The organism is Enhydrobacter sp., from assembly GCF_030246845.1.
In the GTDB taxonomy this organism is placed as follows: domain Bacteria; phylum Pseudomonadota; class Alphaproteobacteria; order Reyranellales; family Reyranellaceae; genus Reyranella.
This window is the reverse complement of record NZ_CP126889.1, coordinates 4246341-4264255: the sequence shown is the minus strand read 5'-3', so window position 1 is coordinate 4264255 and position 17915 is coordinate 4246341. Positions and strand designations below refer to the sequence as shown.

At 67.1% G+C, this 17915-nt stretch carries 19 protein-coding genes; 3 read left to right on the top strand and 16 right to left on the bottom strand.

Annotated features, from left to right (window positions below):
• Window positions 1-3: 3 nt before the first annotated feature.
• The 8 genes from era to folK all read right to left on the bottom strand — a co-directional run bounded on the left by era (window position 4) and on the right by folK (window position 7252).
• Complete coding sequence (era, locus tag OJF58_RS21295) at window positions 4-924, bottom strand: GTPase Era (protein ID WP_300779768.1); 921 nt, start codon at window positions 922-924, stop codon at window positions 4-6.
• Window positions 921-1673: a ribonuclease III gene (gene rnc, locus OJF58_RS21290; protein ID WP_300779767.1), complete on the bottom strand. Its 753-nt coding sequence runs from the start codon at window positions 1671-1673 to the stop codon at window positions 921-923. The genes era and rnc overlap by 4 nt, the downstream gene beginning before the upstream one ends.
• Window positions 1625-2446 carry a signal peptidase I gene (lepB, locus tag OJF58_RS21285; protein WP_300779766.1) on the bottom strand — a complete coding sequence of 274 codons (822 nt, stop codon included), beginning with the start codon at window positions 2444-2446 and terminating at the stop codon, window positions 1625-1627. The genes rnc and lepB overlap by 49 nt, the downstream gene beginning before the upstream one ends.
• 150 nt (window positions 2447-2596) lie before the next feature.
• Window positions 2597-2998: a holo-ACP synthase gene (gene acpS / locus OJF58_RS21280; protein ID WP_300779765.1), complete on the bottom strand. Its 402-nt coding sequence runs from the start codon at window positions 2996-2998 to the stop codon at window positions 2597-2599.
• A complete protein-coding gene (locus OJF58_RS21275) occupies window positions 2995-3744 on the bottom strand; it encodes a pyridoxine 5'-phosphate synthase (RefSeq protein WP_300779764.1) in 750 nt (249 codons plus the stop codon). Before OJF58_RS21275 ends, acpS begins: the two co-directional genes overlap by 4 nt.
• Window positions 3745-3893: 149 nt before the next feature.
• Window positions 3894-6068, bottom strand: a complete 2175-nt coding sequence (locus OJF58_RS21270) for a bifunctional (p)ppGpp synthetase/guanosine-3',5'-bis(diphosphate) 3'-pyrophosphohydrolase (protein WP_300779762.1) — start codon at window positions 6066-6068, stop codon at window positions 3894-3896.
• A gap of 87 nt (window positions 6069-6155) precedes the next feature.
• A complete protein-coding gene (gene rpoZ, locus OJF58_RS21265; RefSeq protein WP_300779761.1) occupies window positions 6156-6518 on the bottom strand; it encodes a DNA-directed RNA polymerase subunit omega in 363 nt (120 codons plus the stop codon).
• Window positions 6519-6592: 74 nt separating this feature from the next.
• Complete coding sequence (folK, locus tag OJF58_RS21260; protein WP_300779759.1) at window positions 6593-7252, bottom strand: 2-amino-4-hydroxy-6-hydroxymethyldihydropteridine diphosphokinase; 660 nt, start codon at window positions 7250-7252, stop codon at window positions 6593-6595.
• Here folK and OJF58_RS21255 point away from each other — a divergent pair.
• The gene (locus OJF58_RS21255) at window positions 7251-7871 is read left to right on the top strand and encodes an NYN domain-containing protein (RefSeq protein ID WP_300779758.1); all 621 of its coding nucleotides are present in this window, start codon (window positions 7251-7253) and stop codon (window positions 7869-7871) included. The two genes, folK and OJF58_RS21255, sit on opposite strands and share 2 nt — an antisense overlap.
• Window positions 7872-7882: 11 nt before the next feature.
• Window positions 7883-8533, top strand: a complete 651-nt coding sequence (locus OJF58_RS21250; RefSeq protein ID WP_300779757.1) for a uracil-DNA glycosylase — start codon at window positions 7883-7885, stop codon at window positions 8531-8533.
• Here OJF58_RS21250 and OJF58_RS21245 read toward each other — a convergent pair.
• The 4 genes from OJF58_RS21245 to OJF58_RS21230 are packed head-to-tail and all read right to left on the bottom strand — an operon-like array spanning window position 8530 to window position 11849.
• Window positions 8530-9006: a glutathione peroxidase gene (locus OJF58_RS21245; RefSeq protein ID WP_300779756.1), complete on the bottom strand. Its 477-nt coding sequence runs from the start codon at window positions 9004-9006 to the stop codon at window positions 8530-8532. The genes OJF58_RS21250 and OJF58_RS21245 overlap by 4 nt on opposite strands.
• A complete protein-coding gene (locus OJF58_RS21240) occupies window positions 9007-9681 on the bottom strand; it encodes a sulfite oxidase-like oxidoreductase (RefSeq protein WP_300779755.1) in 675 nt (224 codons plus the stop codon). It abuts the gene before it with no gap.
• A 9-nt stretch (window positions 9682-9690) separates the two neighbouring features.
• A complete protein-coding gene (locus OJF58_RS21235; protein ID WP_300779754.1) occupies window positions 9691-11226 on the bottom strand; it encodes an acyl-CoA synthetase in 1536 nt (511 codons plus the stop codon).
• The gene (locus OJF58_RS21230; protein ID WP_300779752.1) at window positions 11223-11849 is read right to left on the bottom strand and encodes a TetR/AcrR family transcriptional regulator; all 627 of its coding nucleotides are present in this window, start codon (window positions 11847-11849) and stop codon (window positions 11223-11225) included. Before OJF58_RS21230 ends, OJF58_RS21235 begins: the two co-directional genes overlap by 4 nt.
• A gap of 157 nt (window positions 11850-12006) precedes the next feature.
• Here OJF58_RS21230 and OJF58_RS21225 point away from each other — a divergent pair, with 157 nt between their 5' ends.
• Complete coding sequence (locus OJF58_RS21225; RefSeq protein ID WP_300779750.1) at window positions 12007-12324, top strand: hypothetical protein; 318 nt, start codon at window positions 12007-12009, stop codon at window positions 12322-12324.
• Between the two features lie 23 nt (window positions 12325-12347).
• Here OJF58_RS21225 and OJF58_RS21220 read toward each other — a convergent pair whose 3' ends face one another.
• The 4 genes from OJF58_RS21220 to OJF58_RS21205 all read right to left on the bottom strand — a co-directional run bounded on the left by OJF58_RS21220 (window position 12348) and on the right by OJF58_RS21205 (window position 17475).
• Window positions 12348-12782, bottom strand: coding sequence for a hypothetical protein (locus OJF58_RS21220; protein ID WP_300779748.1), 435 nt, complete (start codon window positions 12780-12782; stop codon window positions 12348-12350).
• 37 nt (window positions 12783-12819) lie between these two features.
• Window positions 12820-13942, bottom strand: a protein-coding gene (gene prfB, locus OJF58_RS21215) for a peptide chain release factor 2 (protein WP_366526793.1) whose coding sequence is annotated in 2 segments (ribosomal slippage) — window positions 12820-13872 and window positions 13874-13942 — 1122 coding nt in all. Because the reading frame shifts where the segments join, the coding sequence is not laid out codon by codon here.
• 79 nt (window positions 13943-14021) lie between these two features.
• A complete protein-coding gene (locus OJF58_RS21210) occupies window positions 14022-16520 on the bottom strand; it encodes a penicillin-binding protein 1A (RefSeq protein ID WP_300779744.1) in 2499 nt (832 codons plus the stop codon).
• 109 nt (window positions 16521-16629) lie between these two features.
• Complete coding sequence (locus OJF58_RS21205) at window positions 16630-17475, bottom strand: N-acetylmuramoyl-L-alanine amidase (RefSeq protein ID WP_300779742.1); 846 nt, start codon at window positions 17473-17475, stop codon at window positions 16630-16632.
• Between the last annotated feature and the right edge of the window lie 440 nt (window positions 17476-17915).

The window sequence follows — 17915 nt, the reverse complement described above, 5'->3', positions numbered from 1 at the left end:
CCGTCAGGTCTCGTAGTCGAGGCCGATGGCGCGGTAGTGGGCCGGGTCCTCGGCCCAGCGCGCGCTCACCTTAACGTGCAGGAAGAGATGCACCGGCCGCCCGAGCATCTCGGCCAGCTCCTGCCGCGCGCGAGCGCCGATCTGCTTGATGCGTGCCCCGCCCTTGCCCAGCACGATCGCCCGCTGGCCGTCGCGCTGTACGTGGATCGTCTGGTCGATGCGCACCGAGCTGTCGGCCCGCTCCTCCCATTTTTCCGTCTCGACCGCTGCCTCGTAGGGCAGCTCCTGGTGGAGCTGCAGGAAGACCTGCTCGCGCGTGACCTCGGCCGCCAGGAGGCGCAGCGGCAGGTCGGCGGCCTGGTCCTCGGGATAGAGGAACGGCCCCGCCGGCAGGCCTTCCGCAAGGGCCGCAAGCACATCGGCAATGCCGTCCTTCTTGAGCGCGCTCACCATGAAGGTGCGCTCGAACGGCAGGCGCGTGTTGAGCTCGGCCGCCAGCGCCAGCAGCTTCTCGCGCGGCACGAGATCGATCTTGTTCAGGACGAGGTAGCGACGGCTGCGCGATTGACCGAGCTTCTCCACGATCGCCCGCGTTTCCTCGCCGATGCCGCGTTCGGCGTCGACGACCAGAGCCACGGCGTCGGCGTCTTCCGCTCCCTGCCAGGCGGCTGCCACCATGGCGCGCTCGAGCCGGCGCCTGGCGACGCGAAAGATGCCGGGGGTGTCGACCAGAACGACCTGCGCGCGCGCGCCGTCGGCGAGATCGGTCATGGCGATGCCGACGACCCGCATGCGCGTGGTCTGCACCTTGGGCGAGACGATGCTCACCTTGGCGCCGACGAGCGCGTTGACCAGCGTCGATTTGCCGGCGTTGGGCGCGCCGACGACGGCGACGAAGCCCGCGCGCGTGGCCGAGGCGTTCATGGCCGATCGAGCCGTTCGAGCAATGCGACCGCGGCCAGCCGCTCGGCCTCGCGTTTGCTGCCGCCGCGTCCGCGGCTGGGCTCGTGGCCTTTGATTGCGACATCGACGACGAAGACCGGCGCATGGGCGGGTCCCTCGCGACCGATCTCGCGATAGGTGGGCAGCGGCAGGCGACGCGCCTGCGCCCATTCCTGCAGCGCCGTCTTGGCGTCGCGCGGCGCCACCGCCTGGCTCTCCAGCCGCTCGCTCCACAACGCCTCGATGCAGCCCGCGGCCGCGTCAAAGCCGGCATCGAGATAGACGGCGCCCAGCAGCGCCTCCAGCGCGTCGGCCAGGATGTTGCGCCGCACGCCGCCCTTGTGGGCGCGTTCGGACTCGCCCAGCCGGATGAGCGCGCCGAGCCCGATCGATCCGGCGATCGCCGCCAGGGCCTCGGCCCGCACCAGCGCCGCATGACGGCGCGCCAGCCCGCCCTCGCGCTCGTGCGGAAAGCGGCGCAGCAGGAGGTCGGCCATCGCCAGGGAAAGCACGCGGTCGCCCAGGAACTCGAGACGCTCGTTGCCGTGGGGAAAGGTCGCCTTCAGCTCGGGCTGCCGGTCGAGGGCGCTGCGATGGGTGAGCGCCTCGGCAGCGAGCTCGGGACGCCCGAAGACGTGGCCGATCCTATCCGACAGCGCCGCCAGATCGACGTCGCCAGGTGTCAGTGGATGGCCATGAAGAAGCGGCTGAAGCGGATCGCCTCGGGCCATTTCCACGGTTCCAGCCAGCCCGCCTCGGACGGGTCGTGGGAGAAGAAGATGAACTCGGCGCGACCGACCAGGTTCTCCGCCGGCACGTACCAGCCGAGCTGGTCGCGCTCGCGCGGCGCGCCGCTGATGTCACGCAGCATGAGTCGTGTGCGACTGTCGAGCGAGTCGTCGCGATTGTCGCCCATCATGAAATAGCTGTTGGCCGGCACCAGGAACTCCGGCGTGTTGTCGGACGGGCCGCTGTCCGAATACTGCAGCACCGTATAGGTCGGCCCGCCGTCGGGCATCGTCTCGCGATAGAGCACGCCCTTCTGGAAGCCGCCGCCCTTGGTGTACTCGCCGATGCGCTCGCGCTTCACGGCGGCGCCGTTGATGTGGAGCACGCCGTTCGTCACCTGGATGCGATCGCCCGGGAGACCGACGACGCGCTTGATGTAGTCGGTGCGGTTCAGGCCCTGGCCCTGGTCGCCGGGATACTTGAACACCACGACGTCGCCGCGCTTGGGCGAATGGAAGAAGATGCGGCCCGGGAAGAGACCCAGCGAGAACGGAAAGGAGTGCTTGCTGTAGCCATAGGAATATTTGGAGACGAAGAGATAGTCTCCGACGAGAAGCGTCGGGATCATCGACCCCGACGGTATGTTGAACGGCTCGATCACGAAGGTTCGCACAACCAGTGCGATCAGCACGGCATACACGACCGTCCGCACGGTCTCGCCGAAGCCGCTGCTCTTTTCCTGTCCGCGTTTGCGCCGTTCGACCACTTCCGTCATCGCCGTTCCAGTCTGGACGAGCCGCGCCTATAGCAGGGCAGGAAGGCGCTGTCTCCGCCTCCCGACGCCGCACGGGAGCGGATTTCCCGCCTTTCGGCCTCGCGGCGGCGCAGCAATGCAAATCGCGCGAGCATCAAAGAGTCTGCGCGGTCATGCGGGAGGATTGGCCGAGATGATCACGATCGCTTGGGCGAGAGGGAACTCGTCTGTCAACGTCAGATCGATTTGCGGCAACATTCCGGCGGGCGTGATCTCCTGCAGCCGCGCAAGCGCACCGCCAGTCAGCGCCATGGTGGGCTTGCCGCCCTTGAGGTTGATCACGCCCATATCGCGCCAGAAGACACCGCGCCGCAACCCCGTGCCGAGCGCCTTCGAACACGCCTCCTTGGCGGCGAAACGCTTGGCGTAGCTTGCCGCGCGCGTCGCGCGTCCTTCGGATCGCCGCTGCTCGGTCTCGGTGAAGACGCGCTGCACGAAGCGGTCGCCGAAACGTTCGAGCGACTTCTCGATGCGGCGGATGTCGACGAGGTCGTTGCCGATGCCGACGATCACGCGGCCTGCTCCGCCGCACGCGCCGCGTCCATCACGCGGCGCATCTCGCGGATCGCCGGAGCGAGCCCCACGAAGATCGCCTCGCCGACCAGGAAATGGCCGATATTGAGCTCGCGCACCTCGCGGATCGCCGCCACCGGGCCGACATCGGCGTAGCTGAGCCCATGCCCGGCGTGGCATTCGAGGCCGAGCCTGCCGCAGAGCGCCGCGGCCTTTTGCAGGCGGGCAAGCTCCTCGCGCTGCGCGTCGCCTTCCAGCTCGCAGTAGCGGCCGGTATGCAGCTCCACCACCGGTGCGCCCAGCGCCACCGCCGCCTCGAGCTGGCGCGGATCGGCTTCGATGAAGAGCGAGACGCGGATGCCGGCATCGCGCAGCCGCGCCACCATCGGCTTCAGGTGGTTGTGCTGGCCGGCCGCGTCGAGCCCGCCTTCGGTGGTCCGCTCCTCGCGCTTCTCGGGCACGATGCAGGCCGCGTGCGGCCGGTGCCTGAGCGCGATACCCACCATCTCGGGGGTCGCCGCCATCTCGAGGTTGAGCGGGATCGTAAGCTCGCGCATCAGGCCTTCGATATCGGCATCGACGATATGACGCCGGTCCTCGCGCAGATGGGCGGTGATGCCGTCGGCGCCGGCCTCGGCGGCGATCCGGGCGGCGCGCAGCGGATCGGGCAACCTGCCGCCGCGCGCATTGCGCACGGTGGCGACGTGGTCGATGTTCACGCCGAGGCGCAGATGAGGGGAAGGCATGGCTGGCTAACGCGACCTCGTGTCGTCCTGAGCGCAGCGAAGGACCTTGCGCTCTGTCCATCGGACTTCTCTGCAACGAGCGCGAAATCCTTCGCTTCGCTCAGGATGACAAACAGACAAACGCTTCACAAGCGTAAGCGCAAGGACGTTCAATTGCGGGCGCGCTCGACGGCGTTGATGGCGGGCGTGGCGCGCAGCGCCGCGGTGATGTCGGCGAGGTGCTTCACGTCGGACACCTCGACATCGATCACCATGTCGAAGAAATCCATCGACCGGTTGACGATGCGCAGGTTGGAGATGTTGCCCTCGTGCCGGGCAATCACCGTCGACAGGCTCGACAGGCTGCCGGGCTGGTTGGCGACGGTGATCTTGAGCCGGCCGGTATAGGCCGCCTCGCCGTCGCCGGCGGCGTCCCAGCCGACATCGATCCAGCGTTCGGGCGCGTCGGAAAAGCTCTCGAGCGTGGCGCAGTCGATCGTATGGATGGTGACGCCCTTGCCCGTCGTGATGATGCCGACGATGCGGTCGCCGGGCAGCGGATGGCAGCAGCGGGCGAAATGCACGGCCATGCCGGGAATAAGCCCGGTGATGGCGATCCGGCCGGTCTCGCGCTTGGCCTGCGCCTCGCGCGCCCGCGCGGCCTTGCGCGCGCGCGAGATCGGTACGACGTCGGCACCGCCCTTGCGCTGCTGCTTCTGCTTCAGGCCGGGATAGACCGCCGTCAGCACCTCGCGCGCGCCGACCAGCCCCGCCCCGACCGCCGCCACCAGATCGTCGGTGGTGGCCTGCTTGAAGTTCGCCTTCACGTCCGCGAGGCCCTTCTCGGTCGCCTCGTAGCCCTCCTCGTGGAAGACCTTGTCGAGGAGCGAGCGGCCGAGCTGCAGGTACTGCTCGCGCTGGCGCGTGCGGATGAAGCGGCGGATCGCCGCCTTGGCCTTGCCGGTGACGGCGAACCGCTCCCAAGTCGGCGACGGGGTCTGCGCCTTGGAGGTCACGATCTCGATCTGGTCGCCGTTGGAGAGCTGCGTCCTGAGCGGCACCATACGGCCGTTGATCTTCGCGCCGACGCAGGTGTCGCCGACCTGGCTGTGCACGGCGTAGGCGAAGTCGATCGGCGTCGCGCCGCGCGGCAGAGCGATCAGCTTGCCCTTGGGGGTGAAGCAGAACACCTGGTCCTGGAACATCTCGAGCTTGGTGTGCTCGAGGAACTCCTCGGCATTGGGGGCCTTGTCGAGAATCTCGATCAGGCTGCGCAGCCAGGCATATTGCGGCGCGTCGGTCGACGGCCCGCCCTGCTTGTAGATCCAGTGGGCGGCCACGCCGCGCTCGGCCTGGTCCTGCATCTCCTCGGTGCGGATCTGGATCTCGATGCGCTGACCGAACGGGCCGATCACGCCGGTGTGCAGCGAGCGGTAGCCGTTGGGCTTGGGCACCGAGATGTAGTCCTTGAAGCGCTGCGGCAGCACCTGGTAGCGGCCGTGCAGCAGGCCCAGCGCCTGGTAACACTGCGCCACGTCGGCCACGATGATGCGGAAAGCCATGATGTCGGCGAGCTGCTCGAACGACACGTTCTTCTGCTGCATCTTGCGCCAGATCGAATAGGGCGCCTTCTCGCGGCCCGAGACCTGCGCCTCGAGCCCGCCCTCTCTCAGGGTCTCGGTGAGCTCGACCTCGATCTGCGGGACGACCTGCTCGCCCTTCTCGCGGAGGTAGCCCAAACGGGCGAGCACGGAAGCCCGGCCGTCGGGATTGAGCTCGGCGAAGGCCAGCTCCTCGAGCTCGCGCTTGACGTTCTCCATGCCGATGCGCGAGGCGAGCGGCGCATAGAGGTCCATGGTCTCCCGGGCGATGCGGCGCCGACGGGCCGGATCCTTGATGTATTTCAGGGTCCGCATGTTGTGCAGGCGGTCGGCGAGCTTCACCAGCAGCACCCGGATGTCCGACGACATGGCAAGGACCAGCTTGCGCAGGTTCTCGGCTTCCTTGGTGCTTTCCGACTGCACCTCCAGGCGCGACAGCTTGGTCACGCCGTCGACCAAGCGAGCAATGTCCTCGCCGAACATGCCGGCGATCTCGTCGCGCGTGGCGTCGGTATCCTCGATCGTGTCGTGCAGAAGGCCGGTGACGATCGACGAGGTGTCGAGCTTCATCTCGGCCAGGATCCCGGCCACCTCGACCGGATGGGAGAAATACGGGTCGCCGGAGGCACGAAGCTGGGTCCCGTGCTTCTTGAGCCCGTAGACGTAGGCGCGGTTCAGCATGTCCTCGTCCGCATCCGGATCGTAGGACTGCACGCGTTCAACGAGCTCGAACTGACGGATCATCGCAATCGCACATTATATGGTGCGAATTGCGCCCTCTGCACGCTGTTTGCACGAATAGCCGGGCCGTGGTGCCCGCCGGGTGATGCCCTACTCCGTGACGTCGTCTTCCTCGGCCATCGGCAGGGCCTTGGGCTGCGCCGCCTCGGCGCCGCCCTGCGCCAGCGCTGCCGCCAGCTCCTGCTCGAGCTCGGCCATCTCGTTGACCTCCTCGGGCTTGTCGATGTCGGCATGCTTCTGCATGCCCGAGATCAACGAATCCTTAAGCTGGGCCTGGTCGAGCTTGGTCTCGGCGATCTCGCGCAACGCGACGACCGGATTCTTGTCACGATCGCGGTCGAGCGTGATCTGGGCGCCCGCCGAGATGTCGCGTGCACGCTGGGCTGCGTACATCACGAGCTCGAAACGATTGGGCACCTGCAGGATGCAGTCTTCGACGGTGACACGCGCCATGGAGACCTCTGATTTCCCGGGAGTGGCGGGTTATACGCACCCTCGGTCAAATGACAAGGGCCCGCACCGCCTGCTCAGAGCCTTTCTATCATTTGGTCTGAAGGAAGGGCCGCGACAAGGGCTTGGATCGACATCTGGGTCTCGGGATGCCGCCAACCGGGGGCAAGATCGGCTAGTGGCCGCAGGACGAAGGCACGCTCGGCGAGCCGCGGGTGCGGCAGGGTCGCCCTGCCCGGGCCGCCGACCGCGATCTGGCCGCGAAAATCCAGCAAATCCAAGTCGATACGCCGAGCGGCGTTGGTCACGGATCGGACTCGGCCGAAGGCCTCCTCGACGGCATGCATTTGGGCTAGAAGGGCGTCTGCCGACAGACCTGTGGAGATTTCTGCCACTGCATTCACGAACCAAGGCTGGTCCGACGCCGGCACCGGGGCACTGCGGTACCATGGCGACAGGCGCTCGAGGACGACTTCTCGCCGGCCCAGCTCATTCAGGGCCGCCTCCAAGGTCGCCTTGGGGGAGCCGAATTCAGGATGTGGCAGGTTGGCTCCCAGCCCGACATAGATCGGCACGTGCCCCAAATTTGTCACAGGCTCCAACCTTAACTGGTTGTGATCAATGGGATAGTCACCTAAAGTTAAAGCTATGGAGGAGAGCTGTAGATTATCGGCTTCCTCTCGCTTATAATTTCGTTCGCTCCCTCTGCGTATATTCAACAAAGGATAAATCGCCATGAAAGGCAATTTCTACGAGAATGAGCGCGTGGCGCTCTTCATTGACGGCGCCAACCTGTATTCCGCCGCGCGCGCGCTCGGATTCGACATCGACTATCGCCGCCTCCTCAAGGTGTTCCGCGAGAAGGGCCGACTCGTGCGCGCCTATTACTACACCGCGCTCGTCGAGGATCAGGAATATTCGCCCATCCGGCCGCTGATCGATTGGCTGGATTACAACGGCTACACCATGGTGACCAAGCCGACCAAGGAATTCACCGACGCCATGGGCCGGCGCAAGATCAAGGGCAACATGGACATCGAGCTGGCCATCGACGTGCTGGAGATGGCCGAGCACCTCGACCACGTGATCCTGTTCTCCGGCGACGGCGATTTCCGCCGCCTCGTCGAGGCGGTGCAGCGCAAGGGCCTGCGGGTCTCGGTCGTGAGCACCATCAAGTCGGCGCCGCCGATGGTGGCGGACGAGCTGCGTCGCCAGGCCGACGACTTCATCGAGCTGTCGGAGCTCGCCCCGCTCATCGCGCGCAACCCGTCGGAGCGTGCGGCGCGGCCGGCGGTCTCCAACACCCCGAACACCGACTCGCTCGACGACGGCGATCAGTTGATGCGCACGGCCTAGCCAACGACGCTGTGGCCGCGCCTCGCTTCGACGAGCCGCCGCTCGACTGTCCGCGTTGCCCCAGGCTCGTGGCCTTCCGTCACGAGCTGCAGGGCAAATACCCCGATTGGGGCAACGCGCCTGTCCGTTCCTTCGGCGACCTCGATGCGCGCCTGCTGATCGTGGGTCTCGCGCCCGGCATGAAGGGGGCGAACCGCACCGGCCGGCCATTCACCGGCGACTATGCGGGCGAGCTTCTGTACGCCACGCTCCTGGAGTTCGGCTTTGCCCGCGGGACCTACCGGGCCGACCCGAACGACGGGCTGCGGCTCGTCGATTGCCGCATCGCCAACGCCGTGCGCTGCCTGCCGCCCGAGAACAAGCCGCTGCCGGCCGAGTTCACGGCCTGCCGGCCTTTCCTACAGGCGGAGCTGGCGGTGATGCCGAACCTCAAGACGATCCTGGCGCTGGGCAAGGGCGCGCACGACCAGATCCTGCGCGCGCTCACCGTTCGCCCGGCCGGCGCCTACCCCTTCGTGCACGGCCGACTGCATGCCCTGCCGACCGGCCTGCAGCTCGCCGACAGCTATCACTGCTCGCGCTACAACACGAACACCGGCCGCCTCACAACCGGGATGTTCCACGACGTGTTCGGGAAAATCCGGGAAGCGCTCGGCCGCTAAAGCGCCGCCTCGATCGCGCCGGTGACTTCCTTCGAGGTCGGGCTGACTCGGCTCGGCCAGGATTCGAGCAGCTGGCCGTCCTTGCCGATCAGGTACTTGTGGAAGTTCCAGCGCGGCGCCACCGCCTCGCCCGCCTGCCCCGAGATCCATTGATAGAGGCCGTGGGCGTCGACGCCGACCACCTTCTGCTTGGAAGTCATCGGGAAGGTGACGCCGTAGGCGGTCTCGCAGAACTGGGCGATCTCGGGCTCGGTCTTGGGCTCCTGCGCGCCGAAATCGTTGGACGGCACGCCGAGGACGACGAGCCCCTTCGGTCCGTAGGTCTCGTGCAGCTTCTGCAGCTCGCCGTATTGCGGCGTGAAGCCGCAGAAAGAGGCGGTATTCACCACGAGCACGAGCTTGCCGGCGAAGCTCTTCATGTCGAGCGGCTTGTTGTCAATGGTGGTGAAGGTGAAGTCGTGCGCCGATGCCATTCACGCCTCCTCATCGTAACGCTGCTCGCGCCAGGGATCGCCGTAGTTGTGGTAGCCGCGCACCTCCCAGAAGCCCGGCTTGTCGAGCGTCGAGAACTCGATGCGCTTGATCCACTTGGCGCTCTTCCAGAAATAGAGCTTCGGAATGACGACGCGCAACGGGCCGCCATGTTCCCGGCTGATCGGCTCGCCGTTCCAGCTCCAGGCGAGCAGCACGTCGGCAGCCGCGAAATCGGCGAGCGGCACGTTGGTCGTGTAGGTGTCGTAGGAATGGAAGACGACGTGCCGCGCCTCCGCCTTCGGCTTGACGCGCCCGATCAGCTCGCGCGCGCTCACGCCTTCCCACCTGTTGTCGTAGCGCGACCAGGCGGTCACGCAATGGATGTCGGTCGTGAGCGTGGTCCTGGGCAGATCGGTGAACTCGCCCCATTTCCAGCTCATCGGCTGCTCGACCGCGCCATCGGCGAAAAGACGCCAGGCGTGGAGCGGGATATCGGGTTGCACGCCGAGATCGAGCACCGGCCAGTTGTCCACCCGACGCTGGCCGGGCGGCAGGCGCCGGGTCGGCGGCGCCTCCTCGCCGGTGAGCAGGCGGCCGTCCTCGGCCCATTTCTTCTTGGCGTCGATCAGCTTGCTCCTGAGCCTGCCGATCAGGGTCGCGTCGTCGTCGGCCATCGCGCTCCTCTAGATGCTGCGTCCCGCCTTCTCCCAATATGGCGCGCGAAGCTTGCGTTTGAAGATCTTGCCCGAATCTTCGCGCGGCAGGCGGGCGCTCAGCTCGACCACCTTCGGGACCTTGTAGCGCGCGAGATGCCGGCCGAGAAACGCGCGCACCGCCGCGCCGTCGAGCGTGGCGCCCGGCAGAGGCTCGACATGGGCGCAGATCTGCTCGCCGAACTCGTCGTCGGGAATGCCGAACACCGCGCAGTCGCGTACGCCCGGCATCTGGATAAGCACCGATTCGATCTCGGCCGGATAGATGTTCACGCCGCCCGAGATGATCATGTCGCGCTTGCGGTCGCACAGGAAGACGTAGCCGTCGGCGTCCTGGTAGCCGACATCGCCTACCGTCACGAGATCGCCCAGCGCGACCTCGCGGCGCTTGGCGTCGTCGTTGTTGTAGGTGAACTCCGACAGATGGGGGCCGCGCAGGTAGATCTCGCCGATCTCGCCTTGCGCCACGTCACGGCCCTGCTCGTCGACGATGCGCAGGAGGCCGCCCTCGACCACGTGGCCCACCGTGCCGGGCTTCCTGAGCGCCTCGTGAGAATCGTGCCAGACCACGATGCCGGTCTCGGTGGCGCCGTAGTACTCGTTGATGACCGGCCCCCACCATTCGATCATCTGGCGCTTCACCGCAGGCGCGCAGGGCGCCGCACCGTGCGTGATCCAGCGCAGCGAGGAAAGGTCGTAGCGCTTGCGCACCTCGGCCGGCAGGCGCAGCAGGCGCACGAACATGGTGGGCACGATGTGCATGTGGCTGACGCGATGCTTCTCGATCAGCCGCAGCATGTCCTCGGCATCGAAGCGCGGCTGCAGCACGACCGGCAGGCCGAGCCGCGCGCTGCTCATGCCGTAGGCCGCGGGCGCGGAGTGATACATCGGCCCGTTCATCATCACCACGATCGAGGGATCGGTCACCAGGCCCCAGTAGCGGGCGACCTCCGCCGCCGCTGCCGCCTGAAGCTCCGGCGAGCTGGGCTGGCGCCGCACGCCCTTGGGCCGCCCGGTCGTGCCAGAGGTATAGATCATGCTGCCGCGCGACAGCCTCGGTGGCGCCGTGTTGGGCGCGCTCGCCGCAACGAACGCATCCCAGGCCTGCACGCCGGCCGGCGGCATGCGCTTCTCGGCAGGCACGCCATAGGCGTCGCCGATCTCAGGCGGCGTGGGGACGACCAGAACCTGGATGCCCGCCGGGATGCCCGGCGCGATCTGCGCCAGCAGGTCGGCATGAACCACCAGCGCCTTGGCCGCACAGTCGCGCAGGATGTAGCCTGCCTCGTCGGGCGTGAAATGCCAGTTGATGGGCACGGCATAGGCACCGAGCTGGCTCGCCGCGATATTGGCTTCGAAGGTCGCGAAGTCGTTGCGCAGCATCAGGGCGACACTGTCGTCCTCGCCGATCCCCAGCGCCGCGAAGCCGCCGGCACCGCGCGCGGCGTTGGCCTGAATCTCGGCCCAGCTTCGGAAGCGCTCGCCCGAGGTGACGCCCGCTGTCATCGCCTGCTCCCTTTGTTCTTCCGCCCGGGCGTGGCTGCGCCCTTCATCATCGTCGTGCCGTGGAAGGCGGCCAGCGCCCTGTAGTCCGGCCCGTGCGCCAGCATGCCCGACTGATGCAGCATGACAATGCCGTGGAGCGACGCCCACATCGCCCAGCCGAACAGCGTCGGGTCGACCTCGATCACGCCCGCCCGGGCCATTTCCTCGGCGCCACGCGTGATATAGCGCGCCGCCCGCTCGGCTTGCGGTCCGAGCTCCGGATGCGCGCCGTCGATCGGCGCATCGATATCGAACATGATGCGATAGGCGTGCGGGTTCCTGAGCGCGAAATCGAGATAGGCCTGGCCGATCGCCCGGCCGCGGCTCGCCGCATCCGGTGCGGCCGCAGCCGCCTTCTCGAGTGCGTCGGCGAACCGGCCGAAGGCCTGGGCCCGCACGGTCGCCAGGATATCGGCCTTGTCCTTGAAATAGCGATAGGGCGTCTTCGGGCTGCAGCCCAGCGCCTCGGCAAGCTGGCGCATGGTAACGCCCTCGTAGCCGTGGCGGGCGAACCGCTCGGTCGCGATCTTGCACAGCTCGGCTCGGAAGTCGGCGATGTCCTGTTCGGTGAGATAGCGCGGCATGATTTACATACACAGTGTGTACGTAACGTCGGATGGGGTCAACTCGCCCTCCTCCTGCACGACGACGCAGGAGCCTTCATAAAGCCTCGGCGACGCCCCCAAAGTCGCCGCCACGTCTCTCGTATCCGACAACGAGGGCGATCGAGGAGACCGAGCGATGATGATCTATCCAAAGGATGAAGGTCACGCAGGCAATCCGGCTGGATGGACGGAATTCGACGCCGCCCATGACGCCTTGGCGATGCGCCTCATGACGCTGGCGAACGCTTTCGAGGCGCACGGAAGGGAAATTCTCGACCGCGCACGGCAGCCGGGGCCGGCGGCGCTCTGGTTCTTCGTCTCGGGGATCCTCGCGTGGGACGAAGCCGTCGATCTCGGATGGAGCCCGTCCGATGCGGATCTGGGCCGCCTGGTCGAGCGCATCGTCGCCGCCCTGCGGGCAGGGACGCCGGACGAAGGCAAGGGCAGGCTCTGACCTTGCCCCGGTGAGGCGTCTGCTCAACCGCCCTTGCTGTCGTCCATCATTTCCAGGAACTCCTCCTCGACCCGGACTTCCCAGCTCTCGACGATGAAAAGCGCAGCCGCTCCCGCCATGTTGACCGCGAGCTGGGCGTGTCGCGCCGAGGGCTTCGTGCGGGCGCCGAGCCCTTCGATGACGCTCGCCGTATCGGCGAGGAGGCGCTTGAATGCCGCCTGGACATGCAGCGTCGGGGCGACATCGAGCTGCTCGACGGCCATCTTCATAAGGGCCGGCAGATCCATGGCCGCACGGGAGGTGACTCCCCTCTCGTTCAGGACATGCCGGCATACCGCTTCCAGAAGCGTGCGCGCGGCGCCGATTGCGCCCTCGGGGTCCCTATGCCGGCGCTCCAAAGCCTTTTGCCAGAGCGCGTAGACCGCGGCCGCGTCGAAGCCCAGCAATCCGTCGGACATGGAAGCGCCCCTCCGGTCGGCGACGCCGGGATCGGCATCACGCCGCCGCCTTATCCTTGCCCTCTCCGACGCGCGCGGCAAGGGAGGCGGCCATGAATTCGTCGAGGTCGCCGTCCAGCACCTTCTGGGGGTCGCTGCGTTCGACGTTGGTGCGCAGGTCCTTCACCATCTGGTAGGGCTGCAACACATACGAGCGGATCTGATGGCCCCAGCCGATGTCGGTCTTGTTGGCCTCCGCCTCGAGCCGCTCGGCCTCGCGCTTCTGCAACTCGACCTCGTAGAGCCGCGCCTTCAGCATCTGCATCGCCTTGGCGCGGTTCTGGTGCTGGCTGCGCTCCTGCTGGACGGCGACGGCGATGCCGGTCGGGAGGTGGGTGATGCGCACCGCTGAATCGGTCTTGTTGACGTGCTGGCCGCCCGCGCCCGACGCGCGATAGGTGTCGACGCGCAGGTCCTTGTCGAGGATCTCGATGTCGATGTTCTCGTCGACCTCGGGATAGACCCAGACCGAGGCGAACGACGTCTGGCGCCGCGCGTTCGAATCGAACGGACTGATGCGCACCAGGCGATGCACGCCCGATTCGGTCTTCAGCCAGCCATAGGCGTTGTGACCCTCGACCTTGAAGGCGCAGGACTTGATGCCCGCCTCCTCGCCCGCGCTCTCCTCCAGCCAGGCGACCTTGAAGCCGCGCCGCTCGGCCCAGCGCGTGTACATGCGCGCCAGCATCTCGGCCCAGTCCTGCGCCTCGGTGCCGCCGGCGCCGGCGTTGATCTCGACATAGGCGTTGTTGGGATCGGCCTCGCCCGACAGCAGCGTCTCGAGCCTCGCCTTCGCGGCTGCCGTGCGTGCCTCGGCGAGCGACCGCTCCGCGTCGGCGATCATGGCCTCGTCCTTCTCGGCCTCGGCCATCTCGATCAAGCCGACATTGTCGTCGATCGCCGCGCGCAGCTCCTTTATGGTGGCGATGGCCCCTTCGAGCCGCGTGCGCTCGCGCATCACGGTCTGGGCCTCTTTCGGATCGTTCCACAGCGCCGGATCCTCGGCGCGCGCGTTCAGCTCGGCAAGACGTACGACGGCACGGTCGTAGTCAAAGACGCCTCCTCAGGAGCGCCAGCGACTCCTCGATCTCGTTCACCATGGCCTGAGCTTCGGCGCGCATGTCTCAACTCTTCCTTCAGGGGAGCGCGCTACTCCAGTGGCGCTCATGATTGCGCCACCATAGTGGCGCTCTCCAACAATCAATAAGTTTCGCCGGTGCCGGTGAGGGTGCCGCGCGGCAGACCGCCGCCGGACGACATCGCACCGCCCTCTGACGGGTCTATACCCGAAATCGAGGCGGAGCCGTCAAGCACCTGCTGCTGGTTGTCGCCGAAGGGCTCGGTGCCGGGCTTGAAGAACTCGTCGATGGCATTGGGATCGCCGGGCCAGGCGGGCTGACCGGTGTCGTGATCGACGCGCACGAGCCTGAGCCCCGGCGGCACGCGGAAGGGCGTGGGCGGCTTGCCCTTGTAGACCACCTTGGCGATGCGCTCGTAGATCGGCGCCGCGGTGCCGCTGCCTGTCTCCATGCGGCCGAGCGTGCGCGGATCGTCGAAGCCGACATAGACGCCGATCGTGAGGTCGGGCGTGGAGCCGAAGAACCAGGTGTCCTTGGAATCGTTGGTGGTGCCGGTCTTCCCGGCGATCGGCCGGCCGAGCTTGGCAAGCTGGGCGGCGGTGCCGCGCGTGGTCACGCCCAGCATCATGTTGACCACCTGGTAGACCGAGGCCGGATCGTGGAACGGCTTGCGTGGGTCGACGATGCGCGGCGGCGCGGGCTTCTGGCCGGCCGGCGCCTCGCCGCAGCCCTCGCAGATGCGGGGATCATGGCGATAGATCGTCTTGCCCTCGCGGTCCTGCACCCGATCGATCAGGCTCGGCGTGATGCGGCGCGCGCCGTTGGCGAGCTCGGCGTGCGCCATGGTCATGCGCAAGAGCGTCGTGTCGACGGCGCCCAGCGCCATCGGCAGATAGGCCGCCATGTTATCGGCGATGCCGAACTCGCGGGCGACATCGACCACCCGTTTCATGCCGATCTGCTGCGCCATGCGCACTGTCATGAGATTGCGCGACTGCTCGAGGCCACGGCGCACCGTGGCGGGACCGAGCGGCGCCTCGTTCTGGTAATTGCCGGGCCGCCAGATCGGCTGGCCATAGCCCGGGTTGTATTCGAACGGCGCGTCGAGCACGAGGGTGGACGGCGTCAGCCCGGCGTCCATCGCCGCTACGTAGACGAAGGGCTTGAACGAGGAGCCAGGCTGGCGCTGCGCCTGCACGGCCCGGTTGAACTGGCTCATGCCGTAGGACCAGCCGCCCGACATGGCGAGGATGCGGCCCGTCTGCGGCTCCATCACGATCACCGCACCGTTCACGTTGGGGACCTGGCGAAAGCCATAGGTGTCGGGCGGATAGGGCTTGCCTTGCGCGTCCTTCTCGACCTTCTCCACCACGATCACATCGCCCACATGGACGACGTTGGCGGGCCGGCTGGGACAGGCCCCGACCGTCTGCTCGGGGCCCGTCCTGCAGGCCCAGCGCATCTCGGCGAACGGCACGCTGCCCGTGCCGGTGTTCGCGCCGTCCTCGGGCAGGCCCCCGATGACCGCCTCCTTCGGGTCGACCTTGGTCACGACGGCGAGTTGCCACGTCGAGGGACCGTACAGCGGCCGGCGCTGCTGGATGCGCGCGAACTCCTCCTGCCAGTCCGGGCCCATGTCGGCGATGCGGGCGTAGGGCCCGCGCCAGCCGTGCCGGCGGTCATAGGCGATGAGACCGGCCTGCAACGCCTTGTCGGCCGTCTCCTGGATCGCGGGATCGAGCGAGGTCATGACCGTGAGGCCACCCTCGTAGAGGCCCTTGTCGCCATAGGCGGCGAGCAGGTTGCGCCGCGCCTCCTCGGCGAAATAGTCGGCGGTCACGACCTCTGTGGGCCCGCGCTTGCGGTAGTGCAGCTTCTCGGCCTTCGCCGCCTTCTCCTCGGCGGCGGTGATGTAGCCGTCCTCGCGCATGCGGCCCAGCACGTAGTCGCGTCGCGCATATGCTTCCTGCGGGTTGCGCACGAGGTTGTAGCGGTTGGGCGCCTTGGGCAGCCCCGCGAGATAGGCGATCTCCGACAGGCTGAGCTCGCCCAGCGACCGGTCGAAGTAGTTCAGCGCCGCCGACGCCACGCCGTAGTTGCCCGCGCCGAGATAGATCTCGTTGAGATAGAGCTCGAGAATGTGGTCCTTGGAATAGGCCTGCTCGATGCGGAAGGCGAGAATGGCCTCGCGGATCTTGCGCGAGATCGTCGCCTGGTTGGAGAGCAGGAAGTTCTTGGCGACCTGCTGGGTGATGCCCGAGGCGCCCTCCGGCCGCCTGCCGGGATTGGCGAGATCGGTGATCGCCGCCCGCGCCATGCCGATGAAATCAACGCCGGGATGGCTGTAGAAGCGCTGGTCCTCGGCGGCGATGAAGGCCTCGAGCAAGCGCTTGGGCATGGCGGCAACGGGCACGAATATCCGTTTCTCGCGGGCGAACTCGGCCAGCAACCGGCCATCGGCGGCGTAGAGACGCGACACGGTGGGCGGCTGGTAGTCGGCAAGCTGCTTGTGGTCGGGCAGGCCATGGCTGAAATGCCAGAACAGGCCCGCCACGGTTCCCACGCCGACGATCAGGCCGGCCAGGCAGAAGGCCAGCAGCACTTTGACGAAGCGAATCACAGTCACCTTCTACAGGTCTTTTCGTCCCTGCGCAGCCAAGGGCCTTTGTGTCGCCCCCGCCATGCCGGGGACGATGCGGCGCAACGCAGCGAAAGATAGTTGCGGGCAGTTACGCCTTTCTTGTGGCAGATGCGGCCGCAAAATAGGCATCGACCGAGGCTTGGAGCGCGCGGCCGAGCGCCGCCTGGTGGCGTGCGACGGTAAGCAGCTTCTCGTCGTAACGATTGGAGAGGAAGCCGAGCTCGACCAGCGCCGCCGGAATATCCGGCGAGGTCAGCACGGCAAAGCCCGCCTCCCGATGGCTGTGGCGCAGCAGGCGTACGCCGTTCTTGCCGAAGGTGTCGACGATGGTCTCGGCAAAGCGGCGGGAGTCGTTCACCGTGCCGCGTTGCGACATGGCCACCAGCGTCTGTGCCACCCTGTCCGTGTGTCGGCTGAGGTTCAGGGTCGCGAGATCACAGGCATTCTCTCTTGCCGCCAGTGCCTCGGCCTCGCGGTCGCTCGCCTCTTCCGACAACGTATAGACCGAGGCGCCGCGCACGCTGGAGTCGGGATGCGAATCGGCGTGGATCGACAGAAAGAGGTCGGCCTTGACCTCCTCGGCCCGCGCCACGCGCTCGCGCAGGGGGATAAAGGTATCTCCCGTACGGGTGAGCACGACACGATAGCGGCCGCCGGCCTGGAGCTGGCCCTGCAGGTAATGCGCCACCTTGATGACCACCCGCTTCTCCTGCGTGCCGTGCACGCCGAGCGCCCCGGGATCCTTGCCGCCATGGCCCGCGTCGAGGACGATGATCTTGGGCTTCGGGGTCGCCTTTCCGTGGCGCCTGATGGCAGGCGCAGCCGGCTTCTTCCACGACTTCCGCGGCCCGGCGAGCGCCGAATTGGCGCCGATGATCACGGTTGCCGCAGCGAGAGAGGCGGCGATCAGATCGCGACGGCGAACGTCAGTCATGGCCAGCGCCAGTCGGTCAGAGGGGTTCAGTTGTTATGCGGCTTTCTTAAAGTAAAACATGAAAAGATCAGCAAAGACAATATTTTTCAGAACGTTATGCGACGATTTGCACGCCATCAACGTTTGGGTTGTCGCTTCTTGCCGAACCCCGTATGTTGCGATCCGCGAGCAGTCGCCGTCGTTCGAAGCGCCCTCCCGTGGAGGCCGCGCTCCGACGGCAAGCCCGCCGGCCCCCCTCCCCAGGGCAAGGTCCGCGGGATTGTCAGGCAGGCGGTGGCTATCAGGAAACCTCGAGGTGGCAGGACCCGTACGGTCCGGCGGCGCGATGCTTCCCCGTCTTGGCCTGGTGTTTGGCCGTTCGACGGGTCGATGGCGCACCGCTCCCCTCGCGCCAAAGAGGCGGCAATGGCCGCTGGTTGCTCGCGCCGGCGGGACTTGAC

What these genes read in the sequence shown, in the direction of transcription:
- OJF58_RS21245 (WP_300779756.1), bottom strand. Translation starts at nt 9,006, where the DNA reads ATGGCATCGGCGCACGACTTCACCTTCACCACCATTGACAACAAGCCG.
- OJF58_RS21275 (WP_300779764.1), bottom strand. Translation starts at nt 3,744, where the DNA reads ATGCCTTCCCCTCATCTGCGCCTCGGCGTGAACATCGACCACGTCGCC.
- OJF58_RS21225 (WP_300779750.1), top strand. Translation starts at nt 12,007, where the DNA reads ATGATGATCTATCCAAAGGATGAAGGTCACGCAGGCAATCCGGCTGGA.
- OJF58_RS21230 (WP_300779752.1), bottom strand. Translation starts at nt 11,849, where the DNA reads ATGCCGCGCTATCTCACCGAACAGGACATCGCCGACTTCCGAGCCGAG.
- OJF58_RS21235 (WP_300779754.1), bottom strand. Translation starts at nt 11,226, where the DNA reads ATGACAGCGGGCGTCACCTCGGGCGAGCGCTTCCGAAGCTGGGCCGAG.
- OJF58_RS21255 (WP_300779758.1), top strand. Translation starts at nt 7,251, where the DNA reads ATGAAAGGCAATTTCTACGAGAATGAGCGCGTGGCGCTCTTCATTGAC.
- rpoZ (WP_300779761.1), bottom strand. Translation starts at nt 6,518, where the DNA reads ATGGCGCGTGTCACCGTCGAAGACTGCATCCTGCAGGTGCCCAATCGT.
- OJF58_RS21270 (WP_300779762.1), bottom strand. Translation starts at nt 6,068, where the DNA reads ATGATCCGTCAGTTCGAGCTCGTTGAACGCGTGCAGTCCTACGATCCG.
- era (WP_300779768.1), bottom strand. Translation starts at nt 924, where the DNA reads ATGAACGCCTCGGCCACGCGCGCGGGCTTCGTCGCCGTCGTCGGCGCG.
- rnc (WP_300779767.1), bottom strand. Translation starts at nt 1,673, where the DNA reads ATGGCCCGAGGCGATCCGCTTCAGCCGCTTCTTCATGGCCATCCACTG.
- lepB (WP_300779766.1), bottom strand. Translation starts at nt 2,446, where the DNA reads ATGACGGAAGTGGTCGAACGGCGCAAACGCGGACAGGAAAAGAGCAGC.
- folK (WP_300779759.1), bottom strand. Translation starts at nt 7,252, where the DNA reads ATGGCGATTTATCCTTTGTTGAATATACGCAGAGGGAGCGAACGAAAT.
- OJF58_RS21240 (WP_300779755.1), bottom strand. Translation starts at nt 9,681, where the DNA reads ATGGCCGACGACGACGCGACCCTGATCGGCAGGCTCAGGAGCAAGCTG.
- OJF58_RS21220 (WP_300779748.1), bottom strand. Translation starts at nt 12,782, where the DNA reads ATGTCCGACGGATTGCTGGGCTTCGACGCGGCCGCGGTCTACGCGCTC.
- OJF58_RS21205 (WP_300779742.1), bottom strand. Translation starts at nt 17,475, where the DNA reads ATGACTGACGTTCGCCGTCGCGATCTGATCGCCGCCTCTCTCGCTGCG.